This window comes from Sphingomonas sp. P3_C5 (assembly GCF_056402635.1).
The window spans coordinates 1-15,767 of record NZ_JBFUHA010000002.1; the positions used below are offsets into that span (position 1 = coordinate 1).

At 64.9% G+C, this 15,767-nt stretch carries 14 protein-coding genes; 7 read left to right on the plus strand and 7 right to left on the minus strand.

Features of this window, described 5'->3' with window-relative positions; genetic code table 11:
* On the plus strand, nucleotides 1-1,460 hold a 1,460-nt coding region (locus tag AC1DVS_RS06125; RefSeq protein WP_478021283.1), incomplete at its 5' end, for a terminase.
* A gap of 17 nt (nucleotides 1,461-1,477) precedes the next feature.
* On the opposite strand, the gene AC1DVS_RS06130 is transcribed toward AC1DVS_RS06125, so the two are convergent.
* The 4 genes from AC1DVS_RS06130 to AC1DVS_RS06145 form a co-directional block, all read right to left on the minus strand.
* A complete protein-coding gene (locus tag AC1DVS_RS06130) occupies nucleotides 1,478-2,020 on the minus strand; it encodes a GNAT family N-acetyltransferase (RefSeq protein ID WP_478021285.1) in 543 nt (180 codons plus the stop codon).
* 81 nt (nucleotides 2,021-2,101) lie between these two features.
* Entirely contained in the window at nucleotides 2,102-4,726 is a 2,625-nt protein-coding gene (locus AC1DVS_RS06135) for a TonB-dependent receptor plug domain-containing protein (RefSeq protein ID WP_478021287.1), read from the minus strand.
* A gap of 174 nt (nucleotides 4,727-4,900) precedes the next feature.
* Nucleotides 4,901-6,238 (minus strand): DUF3443 family protein, encoded by a 1,338-nt coding sequence (locus AC1DVS_RS06140; protein ID WP_478021288.1) that lies wholly within the window; start codon nucleotides 6,236-6,238, stop codon nucleotides 4,901-4,903.
* A complete protein-coding gene (locus AC1DVS_RS06145) occupies nucleotides 6,235-6,669 on the minus strand; it encodes a DUF2844 domain-containing protein (protein WP_478021289.1) in 435 nt (144 codons plus the stop codon). The genes AC1DVS_RS06140 and AC1DVS_RS06145 overlap by 4 nt, the downstream gene beginning before the upstream one ends.
* A 190-nt stretch (nucleotides 6,670-6,859) precedes the next feature.
* Here AC1DVS_RS06145 and AC1DVS_RS06150 point away from each other — a divergent pair, with 190 nt between their 5' ends.
* From AC1DVS_RS06150 to AC1DVS_RS06175, 6 genes are all read left to right on the plus strand, one after another.
* A complete protein-coding gene (locus AC1DVS_RS06150) occupies nucleotides 6,860-7,228 on the plus strand; it encodes a GntR family transcriptional regulator (RefSeq protein ID WP_478021290.1) in 369 nt (122 codons plus the stop codon).
* A 3-nt stretch (nucleotides 7,229-7,231) separates the two neighbouring features.
* Nucleotides 7,232-8,143: an ABC transporter ATP-binding protein gene (locus AC1DVS_RS06155; protein ID WP_478021292.1), complete on the plus strand. Its 912-nt coding sequence runs from the start codon at nucleotides 7,232-7,234 to the stop codon at nucleotides 8,141-8,143.
* Nucleotides 8,140-8,829 (plus strand): ABC-2 transporter permease, encoded by a 690-nt coding sequence (locus AC1DVS_RS06160; protein WP_478021293.1) that lies wholly within the window; start codon nucleotides 8,140-8,142, stop codon nucleotides 8,827-8,829. Before AC1DVS_RS06155 ends, AC1DVS_RS06160 begins: the two co-directional genes overlap by 4 nt.
* Before the next feature lie 116 nt (nucleotides 8,830-8,945).
* Nucleotides 8,946-10,109, plus strand: coding sequence for a hypothetical protein (locus AC1DVS_RS06165; RefSeq protein WP_478021295.1), 1,164 nt, complete (start codon nucleotides 8,946-8,948; stop codon nucleotides 10,107-10,109).
* Between the two features lie 35 nt (nucleotides 10,110-10,144).
* Nucleotides 10,145-11,251 carry a DUF2336 domain-containing protein gene (locus AC1DVS_RS06170; RefSeq protein WP_478021297.1) on the plus strand — a complete coding sequence of 369 codons (1,107 nt, stop codon included), beginning with the start codon at nucleotides 10,145-10,147 and terminating at the stop codon, nucleotides 11,249-11,251.
* Complete coding sequence (locus AC1DVS_RS06175; RefSeq protein ID WP_478021299.1) at nucleotides 11,248-12,630, plus strand: sensor histidine kinase; 1,383 nt, start codon at nucleotides 11,248-11,250, stop codon at nucleotides 12,628-12,630. Before AC1DVS_RS06170 ends, AC1DVS_RS06175 begins: the two co-directional genes overlap by 4 nt.
* Nucleotides 12,631-12,777: 147 nt before the next feature.
* Here the strand turns inward: AC1DVS_RS06175 and AC1DVS_RS06180 are convergent, their stop codons facing one another.
* The 3 genes from AC1DVS_RS06180 to gltX are packed head-to-tail and all read right to left on the minus strand — an operon-like array spanning nucleotide 12,778 to nucleotide 15,713.
* Entirely contained in the window at nucleotides 12,778-12,963 is a 186-nt protein-coding gene (locus AC1DVS_RS06180; RefSeq protein WP_478021301.1) for a hypothetical protein, read from the minus strand.
* A complete protein-coding gene (locus AC1DVS_RS06185; RefSeq protein ID WP_478021303.1) occupies nucleotides 12,960-14,246 on the minus strand; it encodes a citrate synthase in 1,287 nt (428 codons plus the stop codon). Before AC1DVS_RS06185 ends, AC1DVS_RS06180 begins: the two co-directional genes overlap by 4 nt.
* 21 nt (nucleotides 14,247-14,267) lie before the next feature.
* Nucleotides 14,268-15,713, minus strand: coding sequence for a glutamate--tRNA ligase (gene gltX / locus AC1DVS_RS06190; RefSeq protein ID WP_478021304.1), 1,446 nt, complete (start codon nucleotides 15,711-15,713; stop codon nucleotides 14,268-14,270).
* Between the last annotated feature and the right edge of the window lie 54 nt (nucleotides 15,714-15,767).

Here is a 15,767-nt window from a genome sequence, read left to right on the forward strand (position 1 = left end):
TCGCCGGCCCGCGCGCCTGGCAAAGTGACGTCATGGCGGCAATCGGATCGCACCTAACCGATCCTGCCACGCGCTTCACGCCGTGCCGGATCGCCCGCGCGTCGGGCCACGGCATCGGCAAGTCAGCGCTGATCGCGATGCTGGTCAAATGGGGGCTGGATACGGGGATGGATACGCGTGTGGTCGTCACCGCCAACACCGAGAACCAGCTGCTCACCAAGACCAGCCCCGAGATCATCAAATGGCATAATTTGTCGATGACGAAAGACTGGTTCCGCCCGACCGCGACGGCGCTCGTCTCCACAACGCCGGGGCATGACCGCAGCTGGCGATCCGACCTCGTCACCTGGTCGGTCACCAATACCGAGGCGTTCGCTGGCCTCCACAATCAGGGCAAGCGCATCATCCTGGTGTTCGATGAAGCCTCGGGCATCCCCTCGAAGGTCTGGGAGGTGGCGCTCGGCGCGCTCACCGACGAGGAGACCGAGATCATCTTCCTCGCCTTCGGCAACCCCACCCATAATACCGGCCCGTTCCGCGAATGCTTCGGCCGCTTCCGAAACCTGTGGGACGCAAAGCAGATCGACAGCCGCGATGTGGAGGGCACCAACAAGGCCTATCTCGACGAGCTGGTCGAAACCTATGGCGAAGACAGCGACATCGTCCGCGTCCGTGTCCGCGGCCAGTTCCCGTCGAGCTCGTCGATGCAGTTCATCGGGACCGCGCTGGTCGACGCCGCCCGCGTCCGCCCCGCCTATCCCCTGATCAGCGACCCGATCATCTTCGGCCTCGACTGCGCGCGGTTCGGCGACGATCATTCGACGCTCGCCATCCGCCATGGCCGCGATGCCCGCACAAGGCCGTGGAAGCGCTGGCACAAGCAGGACTCGATGACGCTCGCCGGCGATGTCGCGCTTCAGGCGCAGCTCCACTGCCCCGATGCGATCTTCGTCGATGCGGGGAATATCGGGGCGGCGGTGATCGACCGGCTGCGGCAATTGGGTGTCCCCAATGTCCATGAAGTCTGGTTCGGCGCCCAGGGCCGGGAGGCGCACTGGGCGGGCGAGATGCGGGTCAAGACAGCCAACAAGCGCTCCGAGATGTGGACCAATATGCGCGGCTGGCTCGAAGGCGGCGCGATCCCCGACGAGGAGACGCTCGCCACTGACCTGACCGGGGTCGAATATGGCTATGCCGCCGACCAGGTCTCGATCCAGCTCGAGAAGAAGGAGCATATGAAAGCCCGCGGCCTCGCCTCGCCCGACGATGCCGATGCGCTTGCACTAACCTTCGCCGAACCGGTGATGCCGCTCACGATCCAGCCCTATGTCCATCCCTCGCGTGACGAATGGCGGCAGGATAGCCGCAGCGACCGCCAGCCGGAGGGGGACGAGTACCAGGAACTCTGCCGCCAGCTTTCTGAGCCGAACCCGTTCTGGCCCCGGGACATCTATGATTGATGCCGGGCTCCGCCGGTTCAGTCCGGAAGCGCCTTGCCCATGCGGATCAGCGGGACAGTGACGCCGTTGATCGGCGCCGAGGAGACATGCTCGATCGGCAGATAGCCGCAGGCGCGGTAGAGTGGTTCGCCCGACAGCGTGGCCATCATCTCCACCCGCTTGAAACCATGCGCGCGGGCGGCCGCCTCGCACAGGTTCATGATCAGGCGGCCGACGCCCTGCCGGGCGAAATCGGGATCCGTGTACATGGCGCGGATGCGGGCTGCGTCTATTGCCGGGTCGAGCGGCTCGGGCTCGCGGGTCACGACGCTGTCGTCGCCGCCATAGAGCGTCGCGCGCCAGCTCCAGCCGCCGCAGCCGGCGATCGCGCCGCCGCTCTCGATGATGAAATAGGTCTGGTCGCGCACCAGCTGGCTGTCGAGGCCCATCACCTTGTGGCTGGCGCCGACCTGTTCGGGCGAGAGGAAGCCCTGCTGGAGATGGCCGATCGAGCGGCGCATCAGCGCGCGCAGGGTTTCGAGATCCTCGATCCGGGCGAGACGGTGGGTGAAGCTGGGCATTGGCCTATCATGTTCCGAACCGGCCGGAAGTCAAAGGATCCGGAAGCGCGGCGGCGCTCCCGGATCCATTGCTTGCGCGGATCAGTATTTGGCGCGCACGCGAACATACCAGAGGCCGCCGTTGAAGCCGAACGGACCGCCGTTGCGCGGGAAGATCTGGCCGTCGGCGGTGCTGTAGGTGATCGGATAGACCGCGTTGGCAGCCGATTGCTTGATCTTGTCCGGACGGGTGTCGAGCAGATTGGCGGCACCGACCGTCAGGGTATAATGACGGGCAAAGGTGTAGCTGACGTCCAGGTCGGTCGTGAATTTCGAGCTGAAACGCTGGCCGGGATAATCGACCTCGTTCTGCCACCAGCTGTAGAAATTCTCGCGTGCGGTGATGCTGAGATCCCCCATCGACCAGTTGGTCGTGAAGATCGCGCGGTGGTTCGGCGCGAGATGGGCGACGTCGATGACCTGCGCGTCGCTGATCACCGATGTGTCCCGCTTGGTCACGGTGCTCTTGTTGTAATTATAGGCGAGGGTGAAGTTGAGCAGCGCCTCGCTGAGCGTGGTGCGATAGGTGGCGACCACATCGACGCCCTGCGTCCGCGTGTTGAAGCCGTTGGTGAAGTAATTGATGTTGCCGCCGGCGCCGACCGCCGCGAGCGCCGGTTGGGCGATGACGTCCGCCGCCGTCACCGTGAAGTTCTGGGTGATGCCGATGCGGTTGCGCACATCGATGCGGTATCCGTCGACCGTCAGCGTCAGCGCGCTGATCGGCGTTGCGACGAAGCCGACGCCGTAATTGGTCGATTCCTCGGGCTTCAGCGTCTTCGCCCCATAATAGCGGGCGATTGCGGTGCTGACGGGATAAGTGCCGGTCTGCACCTGGTTGCCCGCGACGAAGTTGGTGGTGAGGATCTCGTCGTTCGACTGCCCCGGCGACGGCGCATGGAAGCCGCTGCCGATGGTGCCGCGGACCGAGAAGCCGTCGACGATCTTCCAGATCGCGTTGAACTTGCCGACCCAGGCGCTGCCGAAGGTATCATAATGCTCGTAGCGGCCGGCGACGCCGACGCTCAGCGCCTTCACGATATCGGTTTCGAGCGCGACATAGCCGGCATAGCTGGCCTGGCTCCAGCTGCCCGAAGCCTCGGGGCTGGTGCCGCCATAGCCGCTTGCACCGGGCGACTGGCTGGCGACGTCGGTTGGGAGATGACTGTAAACACCGGGGCTGACCAGCGTATAGAGCTGCTGCACGGCATAGGGCCCGGCGCCATAGGATTGCGGATCGCCGGCGGTCTGCTGATAGGTTTCCTTGCGCCATTCGCCGCCACCCGAAATCGTCAGCGGGCTCGCCAGGCCGATCTCGAGCGGATAGCTGAGATCGAGATTGGCGTCGGCTTCCTCCTGCACCAGCGTGCCGAACTTGAAGCTGGTCTTGGATTGAGGGCCGAAGGAAGCGCTCAGCGAGCCGTACATCGAAAGATCGAGTGTGTTGCGGCTCAGCGTCCCCGACAGGTCATAATGGAGGCCGCCAAGATCGCCCTTGTAGCCGGCGGTGCCGTAGATCTCCTCAGTCACGCCAACGAATTGCGGCGTGAAGCCTGCCGGATAGATCGTGCGGAACTTGAACGTATTGGCGTCCCTTACGAAGCCGCCGGCCGGGCAGGTCGGGGTGGCGGCGGGGCAGGGCGTCAGATAGATCGGATTGAACGACCCATTGGCGCCCAGCGTATGGGTTACGCCTGCCTGATCGACCGCGGTGGTGGTGAGAACCGGGCGATAATTGAAGCTCTCGGTCGAGCTGCTGTGCGCGAAATTGACGAACAGATAGAGCTTGGAATTGTCGGTGACGTCGATCGCCGAATTGAGCAGCAGCTTGTAGCCGTGCGACGGCGAGGAGCCCCAGAGCTGGGCCGGCTTTGGATAATTGGGGATTTGCGGGGCGAGCGCCGGGACCAGCGCCGCGAAGTTGGCGGCGGCGGGCCGCGTCGCGCCGCGGCTGGTCTGCTCGTCCTTGTGATATTCGGCGCTCAGATTGATGAAGCCGATATCGCCGATGCCGAGCCCGTAATTGCCTGCGATCTGGTAGCTCTTGCCGTCGCCATCCTGGTAATATTGGCCGAAGCGGCCGACCACATCGAGGCCGGAAACCTCCTTCAAGCCGTAGTTGAGCACGCCGGCGATCGCGTCCGAACCATATTGCGCGGTTGCACCGTCGCGCAGCACTTCGAGGCTCTTGATCGCAATCGAGGGGATCGCGGAAATATCCGAGCCCTGCGAGCCGAAGGAGAGGCCGGTGTCGCCGCCGGTATAGACCTGGACCAGCGCGCTGCGATTATAGCGCTTGCCGTTCATCATCACGAGAACTTCGTCGCTCGGCAGCCCGCGCAGCGAGGGTGCGCGGACGAAGCTCGATGCGTCGGAGATCGTGTTCTGGCCGACATAGAAGGACGGGACGACGTTCTTCACCTGATCGAGCATGTCGGCTGCGGGTTGCGCGTTGAGCTCGGCCGAACTGATGATGTCGATCGGCGATGCGGAGGTCGTCACGGTCCGGTCGGTACGGCGCGTGCCGATGACGACGATGTCGCTCTTGTCGTCGTCAGCGCTTGCGGTTTGCGCGGCGGCGGCGTCGCTCAGCAACAGTGCCGTGGCAATTGCTGTCGATGTGAAAAGAACGCGCGCGCGATATGCTGCTTTGACTTGTCCAGCCATTGGAGATGCCCCTTTTACCTTGAATACGGTCTATTAACCGCCGTTCAGGGCATCCCCTCGGTAGGTATCGAAAGCTACGCTCGCCCGGGACATTGTCAATCCCGGGACTGCCGCACAAAACCACTTCGGCGCATTACTTGGGCGGTTGGGCCGGCCGCGCTCGATCCATTCCGATCAGAAAGCGAGATACGGCCCCAGCACCGAGCCCGCCTGGCGGCCCTCGATAGCGGTATAGACGCTGCGCCCGAAGAAGAAGGGCATGCCGAAATCGAAGCTGTTGGCGAAGGGCAAGGGCGGGGTGACGAGGGTTGGGTTGATGCCGAGCCCGGGCGCGACGTGCGAGGAATTGGCGACGTTGAGCGGACTGTACAGGGTGAAGGCGCCGCTCGCCGTTGCGCCGTTGGTCGCGGTCAGCGTCGGCGAGAGCGACACTGGCGAGAGCGGGCAATAAAAGGCGATCAGGCCGCTATCGGTGCAGGGGTTCAGGCTGGTGTCGATGAAGAAATAATCATTGCTGCCGCTGTCGATGAAACTCTGGGTCAGCGACTTGCCCTTGTAGGTCGCGGTGAGCAGGCCCGGCCCGCGATTGCTCGACGAAGTGGTGGCGGGCAGGATGTTCGCTGCGGTCAGGCTGTTGTTCGCCTGGGTGCCGATGCCGAAGGTCACCGTGCCGGTCAGGGTCGGCACGCCGGCTTGGGCGACCGCGGGCATGGTCAGGATCGTGCCGTTATTGTCGACCGGGAAGGCGGCGACCGGATTGGGCAGTTGCTCGAACGGCGCCGAGGCATTGGCCGCGCGGCCGATGATCGCGCTGCATCCGGCGGCCGGGCAATCATAATAGATTGCGGCCGACTGGCCTCCGTTCACGGTGCAGAAGCTGCCGCAATCGGTGATGGTCGTGCCGACGCCGATGATGCCGTTGGCGCCGAAATCCTGCACCGTCACGATCGGGCTGCCGCCGCCCGCCGAGCAGGTCGCTGGAATTGTCGCGAAGGTGCCGGTGTCGCCGATCGTCTGGAACGGCATGTTGGCGACCTTCTCCCCCGCGATCGAAAAATCGGCGTGGCGCACCGATCCGAAGGCGAAGGAGTTCACATATTGATAGCATTCGCCGACCGCATTGTGGCTTGCGTCGCTCTGGGTCGGCAGTGCCGCGAGCAGGCTCGCATTGAGCACCGGCTGGACGATCCGGAGGCCGACCGAGCCGGTGTCGAGGATGATATGGTCGATCGTCTGGCAGTTGCTGGTCGATCCCGGCGCGCAGATGGTGATCGTCACATAGGGTTCGTTGAACGCGGCATAGCCATCGGGGCCCAAGCCGAGCGCGGCGGGGCCGGCATCGAGCGTGACGGTGGCGGTGTTCAGGACTGCGGTTGGCGTGGGGGTTGGTGTTGGTGTCGGCGCGGGGGTCGGCGTGGGCGTTGGGGCGGGCGTCGAGGTGCCGCCGCCGCCGCTGCATCCGGCGAGCGCGAGCGCTGCGAGCAACGCGGTGAAGGGGCGGACCTTGATCATGGCTCCTGCGCCAGATCGCTGGTCGAATATCCGCTCGGCGCAAGCGAGGGGATGAAGGCGACGCCGCTGAACCAGCCCATATGGCCGCTGGTCTGGATCTGCAGATCGGGCTGGCTGACCTGGAGCGGGCGACGCAGCGAGTGCATCGTCCGGCCGATCGTTCCGCTCGAACCCTGCAGCGCGGCGAAGTGGCGGCCGAGCAGGGTGCGCAGATCGGGCTTGCCGGGGCCGGACCAGGTGATCGCGAAGACCTGGCCTTTGGCGTTGGTGAACTCGCGCACCACGCCGCCATTGGCGCGGGTGATGTCGTGGCGCGAGTAACTGTCCTTGGCGACCGTGGCGATGCGGGTGCCGATATGAGCGCTGTCCGCCTTCACGCTTGCGGCGCTGCCACCCAGTTCGGCATGCGCGCAGGCCGGGGCGAGGAGCATGAAGGCGAGGGGGAGTATGAGAGACCTGGAACCTGGGGGCACGATCAGCGAACTTTCGTGAAAAATGAACCGGTTACGCTGCGGGCTCCCGACCGTTGCGAACCGGGTGGAGAGTATCGGTCGGCGGACGGCTGTCAAGCGGATACGCTGCCGGGGTTGACTGGGGGTGGCAGCTGTATATACTGTGTATATGGAATTTGGATTTACGTTTTCACAGACCGACAGCCGCCCGCTGTATCAGCAGATCATGGAGCAGATAAAACAACGCATCGCGGTGGGCGACTGGCCGCCCAACACGCCGCTGCCATCGATCAGGGAGCTCGCGACGGGGATCAAGGTCAGCATCATCACCGTCAAGCGCGCCTATCTCGAACTGGAGCGCGAGGGGGTCATCGTCACCCAGCAGGGCAGGGGGAGCCGGGTCAACGACACGGTCGATCTGAGGACGATCCAGCGAAAAGAGCTGCTCCATCACCTGAAACAGGCCGGGAAGCTGGCGGACACGCTCGGCATTCCGGACGACGAATTACTGCGCCTGATAGATCAGAACAGGGAATAAAAAATGCATCTACCCATGGCCATCGAGTGCAGGGGCATCAGCAAATGCTATCCGCATTTTCAATTGCGCGACGTCGATCTGTCCTTCGAGCAAGGCACCGTGATGGGCCTTGTCGGCCCCAACGGCGCCGGAAAATCGACGATCCTGCGCATCGTGATGGGGCTTCTCGGCCCGGAAAGCGGTTCAGTGAAGGTTCTGGGCTATTCCATGCCCGACGAGCAGATCGCCGCAAAACGCAATATCGGCTTCGTTGCCGAGGACATGCGGCTTTACGAAAGCGAGACCATCGCTTTCCACATGGACTTCGTGCGGTCGATCTTCGACTCCTGGGACGAAGATTATGCCGGCCTTTTGCTGCGCCGCTTCGATCTCAACAGGAACCAGAAGGTCAAGGGGCTGTCACACGGCCAGAGGGTCAAGGCGACTTTGTTGCTGGCGCTCGCACGCCGCCCGAACCTGCTGGTGTTCGACGAGCCGACAACGGGTCTCGATCCTGCGGTCCGCAAGGAAGTGCTCGACGAGATGATGAACGCGCTCGAGGATGAAACGCGCTCGATCCTGTTCTCGTCGCACAACACTTTGGATGTCGAGCAGATCTCCGATTACATCACCTTCGTCCATGGTGGCCGCGTCCTCGATTCCCGCAACAAGGAGGATTTCATCGATGGCTGGCGCCGGCTGCGCCTGACCAACGCCAATGCGGCAGCTCTGCCGAAGCTGCGCAATATCAAGGGCGTGCAGCGGAGCGGGCGTCTGTGGTCGGTTATCGTCAACGATTATGACGATGAGGTGCCGGGGGAGTTCACCGCCGCCGGACTTGAGGTCAACGCCGTCGAGCGGCTGACACTCGAAGAAATATTCCTGGCCAATGTCAATTTCGCCAAGGCGAACGCCCAGCCGGAGCTTGCATCATGAGCGCGTCGATCGTCCCCCAACTCGTCCGCAAAGACTTCCGGTTGATGAGCCGCACCATAGCAATGTTCGGCCTGGTCAGCCTTGTCGCTATCGGCATCCTGGCGGCGCTGTACGGGCAGGTGCCGACATGGATGCTGCTCAATATGGGCTTCCTGCTGCTGATGAGCCCGGTGGGCACCTGCGGCATCGTCATCCTCATGAAGACCAACGTCTTCGAAAAGGAAAAGTCGACTCAGCCCTTCATCATGAGCCTGCCGGTGACAGTGAAGGAATTCACCCGGGCCAAGCTGCTGGTCAATCTGCCCGTGTTCGGCGCCGGCTGGCTGGCGATCAGCGCGATCGGATTCTACTTCGCCTTCGGGCTTGGCCTTTTCCCGCTCAGCACGGTTCCCTTTGCGGCGATGATCTCGCTTGGCGGCTTCCTCGCCTATACCGCCATCCTCTGCGTCAGCCTGATGTTCCAGTCGCTCGGGATTACCGTGCTGTCCATCGCGATCGTGGAGATGGCCACGACGGGCTATCTGTCGACGATCGCCTATCTCGATCCGATCGCCCACCATGTCGCAGGCCCCCACGCCGTCTGGAATTCGGCGGCGATCGCGATCGCTGGAGCGCAGGTCGGTGTGGCTATCTTGCTGATCGTGGCGACCATGTTCATCCAGAACATGAAGCGGGATTTCATCTGATCGGCGCGCTGCTGAAATCGGGCGTTCGAGCACAGCAGGCTGGCGACCACCGGGCGCCTGGAGGCGCTGATCGCCGCCGTGTTGCGGGAAAGGCGGACACGCCCTACCAGCCCATCATGCTTGCCGGACTGATTTTCGCGACTGAGGATGCCGATGATCGGCCGGGAACGCTGGCCGCGACGCTGCCGTTCGGCGGGCTGACGCTGATCGAGTTCCAGGCGCGGCTGCTGGTCGCGGCGGGGGCGTCGCAGATCATCCTGGTGATCGAGCGGCTCACGCCCGAGTTGCTCGGCGCGATCAACCGGATCGGGCGGCGCGGGGCGTCCGTCGACGCGGTTCGCACCGCGGGCGAGGCGGCCGAGAAGCTCCATCCGCTGTCGCGGGTGATGGCCGTCGCCGATGGGCTGATGACGACCAACGAGATGATGACCCCGATGCTCGCGGTCCCCGGCGATGTGCTGCTCGTTACGGACGATCGCGAGGGCGCCAGCCGCTATGAGCGGGTCGGCGTGCGGACTGCCTGGGCGGGGCTTGCCCTGCTCGACCCGAAACGAATCGCCGAGGTGGCGGCGATGCCGAAGGATTATGATTTCCAGTCGACCCTGTTGCGGGTCGCGGCGCAGTCGGGCGCGGAGCAGGTGCGGCTGCCGGCGGGCGCCGCCGCCGAGGCGCATGGCATTGAGCGCGATTCGCGGCGGCTGGCGGAGAAGGGCAGGGCGATCCTTTCGGCGCTGGTGCCACGGCCACGGCCCTGGGCCGATCATTTCATCCTCGCGCCGCTGGCCCGCCTCGCGCTGCCGCGGCTGGTCGCGAAGAACGTGCCGAGCGTGGCGGTGGGCGGATCGGCGGCGGTGCTTGCGGCGGGGGGATTCGCTGCGCTCTGGTTCGGCTGGCCGGCGAGCGGGTTGCTGCTGGCGATTCTCGCGATGATCGGGTTTTCGATCGGCGAGACGGTTGCGAATCTGCGCGACGAGGCGCTCGGGGTCCGCCTCCAGCGCATTGCCTTGCTGGCGACTCCAGCGTTGGCCGCGCTGCTGCTTGGGCGGGGCTCGGCTGCGGGCTGGGTGGCGGCGATCGCTGCGATCCTGGCCGCCGCGCTTGTCGAGCGCGCCGGCACTGCCGCGACGCGCCGGCGCTGGTGGGCAAGCCCGCTGGCCTATCCATTGATAATGTTGCCGATTATCGTGTGGGCGCCACCACTCGCGGCGCTCGCTTTTGCAGGCGTTTATGCAGCCGCAACGCTCAGCGGAGCCATTGAGGCGTTTCGTGAAAAGCCTTAGGCTGGTTTTAACGATAAATCCCTAGATCAAGGTGCATGTCGAGTAATGACGGCGACATGGATGACGGCACCCACCGGGGGGTCAGCAAGCTGCTCTCTCGCGCGGCTGCAGCAGACATGCGCGCCGATTACCGGCTCGCGGTCGCGGTCGACGATTTCTTTTTGCCGGCCGATGCGCGGATCGACGAACGGCTGCGTGCGGTGCTTGGCCGCACCCTCGAGGCGCTGGTCACGGCGATCGACAACGCGGTGCGGCGCCACGCCGCGCGCCTGCTCTCCAACCGCAATGCCGAGCTTGCCGCCGCGCTCGAAACCGCGCCTCCGGTGTACGGCCGGCTGGTCGCGGCCGGCCTGCTGCGCGAGCCTGAGCTGATGCGCGAAATGGTCGGACGCGCGCGCCAGGATGTACTCGCCGAGGCCCTGCCGATCGACGCGCCGGAGGATCCTGATCGCGCGAGCCTGCTCGCGAGACTCATCCAGCATCCCGACACCGTGGTCGCCAGCGCGTCCATGGCGCTGCTCGCCGCGGAGAGCCGGCGGCGCGGCGAGACCGAGGGGCTGCCGACTCGCACCGATCTTCCCGCCGAGCTCCATCACCGGCTGGTCTGGTGGGTTGCGGCTGCCCTGCGCGAACCGATTGCCGAGCCGGCGGGTGAGGCGCTGCCCATGCTCGACCGCGCGCTTGTCGAGGCGGCTTCGCGCAGCTTTGCGGCGCATGACGAGGGCGAGCGGCTCGAAGCGACCGCGATGCGGCTGGCGGCGGCGCTGGATGCCCGCGCCGACGAGCTCGCGCCGCTGCTGGTCGAGGCGATTGCCGATCGCCGACCGGCCTTGTGCGCGGCGCTGATCGCCCATGCGCTGGGCGTCGAGTATAGCGATGCGCGCGAGATCCTGCTCGACCCCGAAGCGGCACGGCTGTGGCTGGTGCTGCGCGCGCTCGAGGTCGATCGTGCGTCGATCGCGCGAATCGGTCTTGCGCTGAGCGAGGCTGATCCGCGCCGCGACCTGGACAGTTTTGCCGACGAGCTTGACGATATCGCGGCGACGCCGGGCGAGAGGGCTCGTGCCGCGCTCGCGCCCTTGTTGTTGCAGCCGGATTATCGCATCGCGCTGCTGGCGCTGAGCAGGGGAGGCCACGCATGAACGTGACTGAACCGATGCTGCCGCCGGTGCGCGGGCTGATCGACCGCGACGGCCGTCTCATCAAGGCGGACAAGAAGCTCCACGAACTCAATGCCCGCGCGGGCGGTGGCATTGGCCAGCCGATCGCGATCCCGCAGATCGCGACTCTGTCGCGGCTTGCGCAGCGGCTCGGCATTCTCGTCTCGCGCGGCGTGGTTGCGGCGGATGGCGATGACGATGTCGAGCTCTGGGTCCGCGCCGAACCCGGCACCGAGGGCGTAAGGCTGACGGTCACCGGCTGGCGCACCCGTGCCGCCTGGTATCCGGAGGCGGCGCAGGGCGAGCGCGACGGCGATTTCCTGCGCAACGCCGGCGACTGGTCGTGGGAAACCGATTCGGCGCTCCGCATCACGTTCCTGTCGATCAACGCCGGGGCGAGTTTCGGCTTCGATTCGGGCGCAATGCTCGGACAGCCGCTGACCAAATTATTCGCGCTCGGAGAGGATCGCGAGGGCGCGTTCCCGATCCTTGGCGGACTCGCGATGCACCAGCGCTTCGAAGACCAGCGCGCGACGATCCGCGCGAGCGGGCGGCAGGTGCGCCTGTCCGCCGCGCCGCGAACTGACCCGAGCGGCGTGTTCGCCGGCTTTGTCGGTTCGGCGCACATGGTCGAGGATGAAACGCCGGCGCCAGTCGCCACCCCGCCCGAGGCGCCGCGCGAGAGTGTTTCCGAGGCGTTTGCCGTCCGGCTCGACCGCGCGCTGCGGACGCCGCTTGGGCGGATCATCGCCAATGCCGACAGCATCAATGCCCAGTCCGAAGGGCCGCTGCGCCAGGATTATGCCGATTACGCGGCTGATATCGCGAGCGCCGGGCGGCATCTGATGGGGCTGGTCGACGATCTCGTCGATCTCCAGGCGATCGAACGGCCCGATTTCGTGGTGGCGAAGGAACCGGTCGATCTTGCCGATGTCGCGCGGCGTGCGGCCGGGCTGCTCGCGGTCCGCGCATCCGAGGCGCAGGTCTGGATCGACAAGCCGGCGCCGCAGGACATATTGCCCGCGACGGGCGAGTTTCGCCGGGCATTGCAGGTGCTGGTCAACCTGATCGGCAATGCAGTGCGCTATTCGCCCGCTGAAGGCATGGTGTGGATCCGCGCCGAGCGCGAGAATGGCTTTGCCGCGATCATCGTCGCCGATCAGGGCAAGGGCATCGCCGCCGGCGACCAGGAACGGATCTTCGAGAAGTTCGAGCGAGTCGATCCCCGCGAGCCGGGTGGCAGCGGGCTTGGCCTGTACATCGCGCGGCGGCTGGCGCGGGCGATGGGCGGCGATGTGACGGTGGACAGCGCGCCGGGCCAGGGCGCGCGGTTCGTGTTTACGTTGCCCTATGGGGAATAGATTCCCCTTTCCGACTAACTACCTCGTCACCCCGGACATGTTCCGGGGTCCACCGTGCCGAAAACCAAACGGCGATGAGTTTGCGGAACAGTGGATGCCGGAACAAGTCCGGCATGACGGCTGGGGTCAGTCGATCGCGTCTCTGTGCTACCGCCGTCCGATCCTGATCAGCACGATCCCGATCACCGCGAGCAAGGCGCCCCATAACGACCAGATACGCTGGTCGAGCATGAAGCTCGATGCCGGCCAGTGGATATAGCCCGTGCCCTGGCCGATCCAGAGCAACCCCATCAATACGGCGAGCACACCGATGATGGTGGTCACGGCTTTCACGCGCGCTTGTCCACAGGAACATAGTCGCGCTGGACCGGGCCGGTGTAGAGCTGGCGCGGCCGGCCGATCTTCTGCGCCGGATCCGAGATCATCTCGTTCCACTGCGCGACCCAACCGACGGTGCGGGCGAGCGCGAACAGCGCGGTGAACATCGTGGTCGGGAAGCCGATCGCCGAGAGGATCACGCCCGAATAGAAATCGACGTTCGGGAACAGCTTCTTCTCGATGAAATACGGATCGCTGAGCGCCAGTTCCTCGAGCCGCAGCGCGACGTCGAACACGGGATCGCTGACGCCGAGCGCGCCGAGCACCTCACGCACCGTCTCCTGCATCACGGTCGCACGCGGATCGTAATTCTTGTAGACCCGGTGGCCGAAGCCCATCAGCCGGAACGGGTCGTTCTTGTCCTTGGCGCGGGCGATATAGTGCGGGATGCGATCGACGGTGCCGATCTCGCGCAGCATGTTGAGCGCGGCCTCATTGGCGCCGCCATGCGCCGGGCCCCACAGACAGGCGATGCCGGCCGCGATGCACGCAAAGGGGTTGGCACCCGACGAGCCGGCGAGCCGGACGGTCGAGGTCGAGGCGTTCTGCTCATGATCGGCATGGAGGATGAAGATGCGGTCGAGCGCCTTCTCCACGATCGGGTTGACCACATAGGGCTCGGCCGGAACGCCGAACGTCATGCGCAGGAAGTTGCCGGTGTAGGACAGGCTGTTGTCGGGATAGAGGAAGGGCTGACCGACGGAGTATTTATATGCCATCGCAGCGATGGTCGGCATCTTCGCGATCAGCCGGTGGCTGGCGACCATGCGCTGGTGCGGATCGGTAATGTCCGCTGAATCATGATAGAAGGCCGAGAGCGCGCCGACGATGCCGCACATGATCGCCATCGGATGCGCATCGCGCCGGAAGCCGCGATAGAAGGTCGCGAGCTGCTCGTGCAGCATGGTGTGGCGGGTGATGGTGTAGCTGAAATGATCGAGCTCGGCCTTGCCCGGCAGTTCGCCGTTCAGCAGGAGGTACGAGACCTCCATGAAGCTTGATTCCCGAGCGAGCTGGCCGATCGGATAGCCGCGGTGGAGCAGCACGCCCTCATCGCCGTCGATATAAGTGAGCGCTGACTCGCAGCTCGCCGTCGAGGTGAAGCCGGGATCATAGGTGAACATGCCGGTATCGGCGTAGAGCTTGCGGATATCGATGACTTCCGGGCCGACGCTGCCGGCAAGAACCGCATAATCATGATTCCCGATATTGATCCGGGGGGGCGCGGCGTCGCTCATCAAATGTCCTTTCTCGAACCCTCAACCAGTCATCCGGTCGGCGATGCGTCCCAGGCTTTCCTCGCGCCCGAGCAGCTCGAGCACATCGAAAATCCCGGGTGAGGTCTTGCGCCCGGTCAGCGCTGCCCGCAACGGCTGCGCGACCTGGCCAAGCTTCACTCCCGCATCGTCCGCCACCCGGCGAACCGCGTCTTCGAGCGCCTCTGCATCCCAGTTGCCGACCGCGTCAAGGGCAGCGTGCAGGCGCCCCAGCAGCACGGGTGCATCACCCGAGAGCAAAGATGCTGCATCGCCGTCCATTTCCAGTGGGCGAGTGCGAAACAAAAAGGCCGCGCCGGACACAAGCTCGTTGAGATTCGCAGCGCGAGGCTTCAACGATTCCATGCTGCGCTGAAGCATTTCGCGCTGCTGTGCCGTGAGTTCGAACCCGAGTCGCGGGGTCACCAGCTCAGCCAGGCGATCATTGTCCGCGCTGCGGATATAATGACCGTTCAGGTTCTCGAGCTTCTTCAAATCGAACCGACTTGGTGATTTCCCGACATCGCCGAGATCGAACCACTCAGTCGCCTGCTCGCGGCTGATGATCTCGTCATCGCCGTGCCCCCAGCCGAGCCGGAGCAGATAATTGCTCAATGCTTCCGGCAGGATACCGAGTTCGTCGCGGTAATATTCGACGCCGACCGCGCCGTGCCGCTTCGACATCTTGCCGCCGTCGCTGCCATGGATCATCGGGATGTGCGCATAGGTCGGTTCGGGCCATCCCATCGCCGTGATGATCGGCAGCTGCCGGAAGGCATTGTTGAGATGGTCGTCGCCGCGGATGACGTGAGTCACGCCCATGTCGTGATCGTCAACCACGACCGCGAGCATATAGGTCGGCGTGCCGTCAGAGCGCAGCAGGACGAGATCGTCGAGCTCGGCATTCTGGACGGTAATGCTGCCCTGGACCTTGTCGTCGATCGTGGTGGCGCCTTCTTTCGGCGCCTTGAGACGCACGACGAAGGGCGCGCCTTCGGGCGCATCGGCGGGGTCGCGATCGCGCCAGCGGCCATCATAGCGCATCGGCTTGCCGGCAGCCTTCTGGCTTTCGCGCAAAGCGGTGAGCTCATCGGGGGTGGCGTAGCATTTATACGCGTTCCCCTGTTCAACCATCTGATACGCGATATCCGCATGACGCCTGGCGCGCACGAACTGGAAGACGGCATCGCCGTCCCAATCCAGGCCCAGCCATTGCATCGAACTCAGGATCGCGTCGATCGCCGGCTGGGTCGAGCGGGCGCGATCGGTATCCTCGATGCGCAGCAGGAACTTGCCGCCGTGATGGCGCGCGAACAGCCAGTTGAACAGCGCCGTGCGCGCGCCGCCGATGTGCAGATAGCCCGTGGGCGACGGCGCGAAACGCGTCACCACCGCCGGGTTGGCGGGCGTGCCGGTATCGGCCGCCGCAGTATCAGACCTTGCGCCCAAACGCGCTTGCTCCCAGACTTGAAAATCAATGGCCAGTATAGCCGCCGAGGCCCC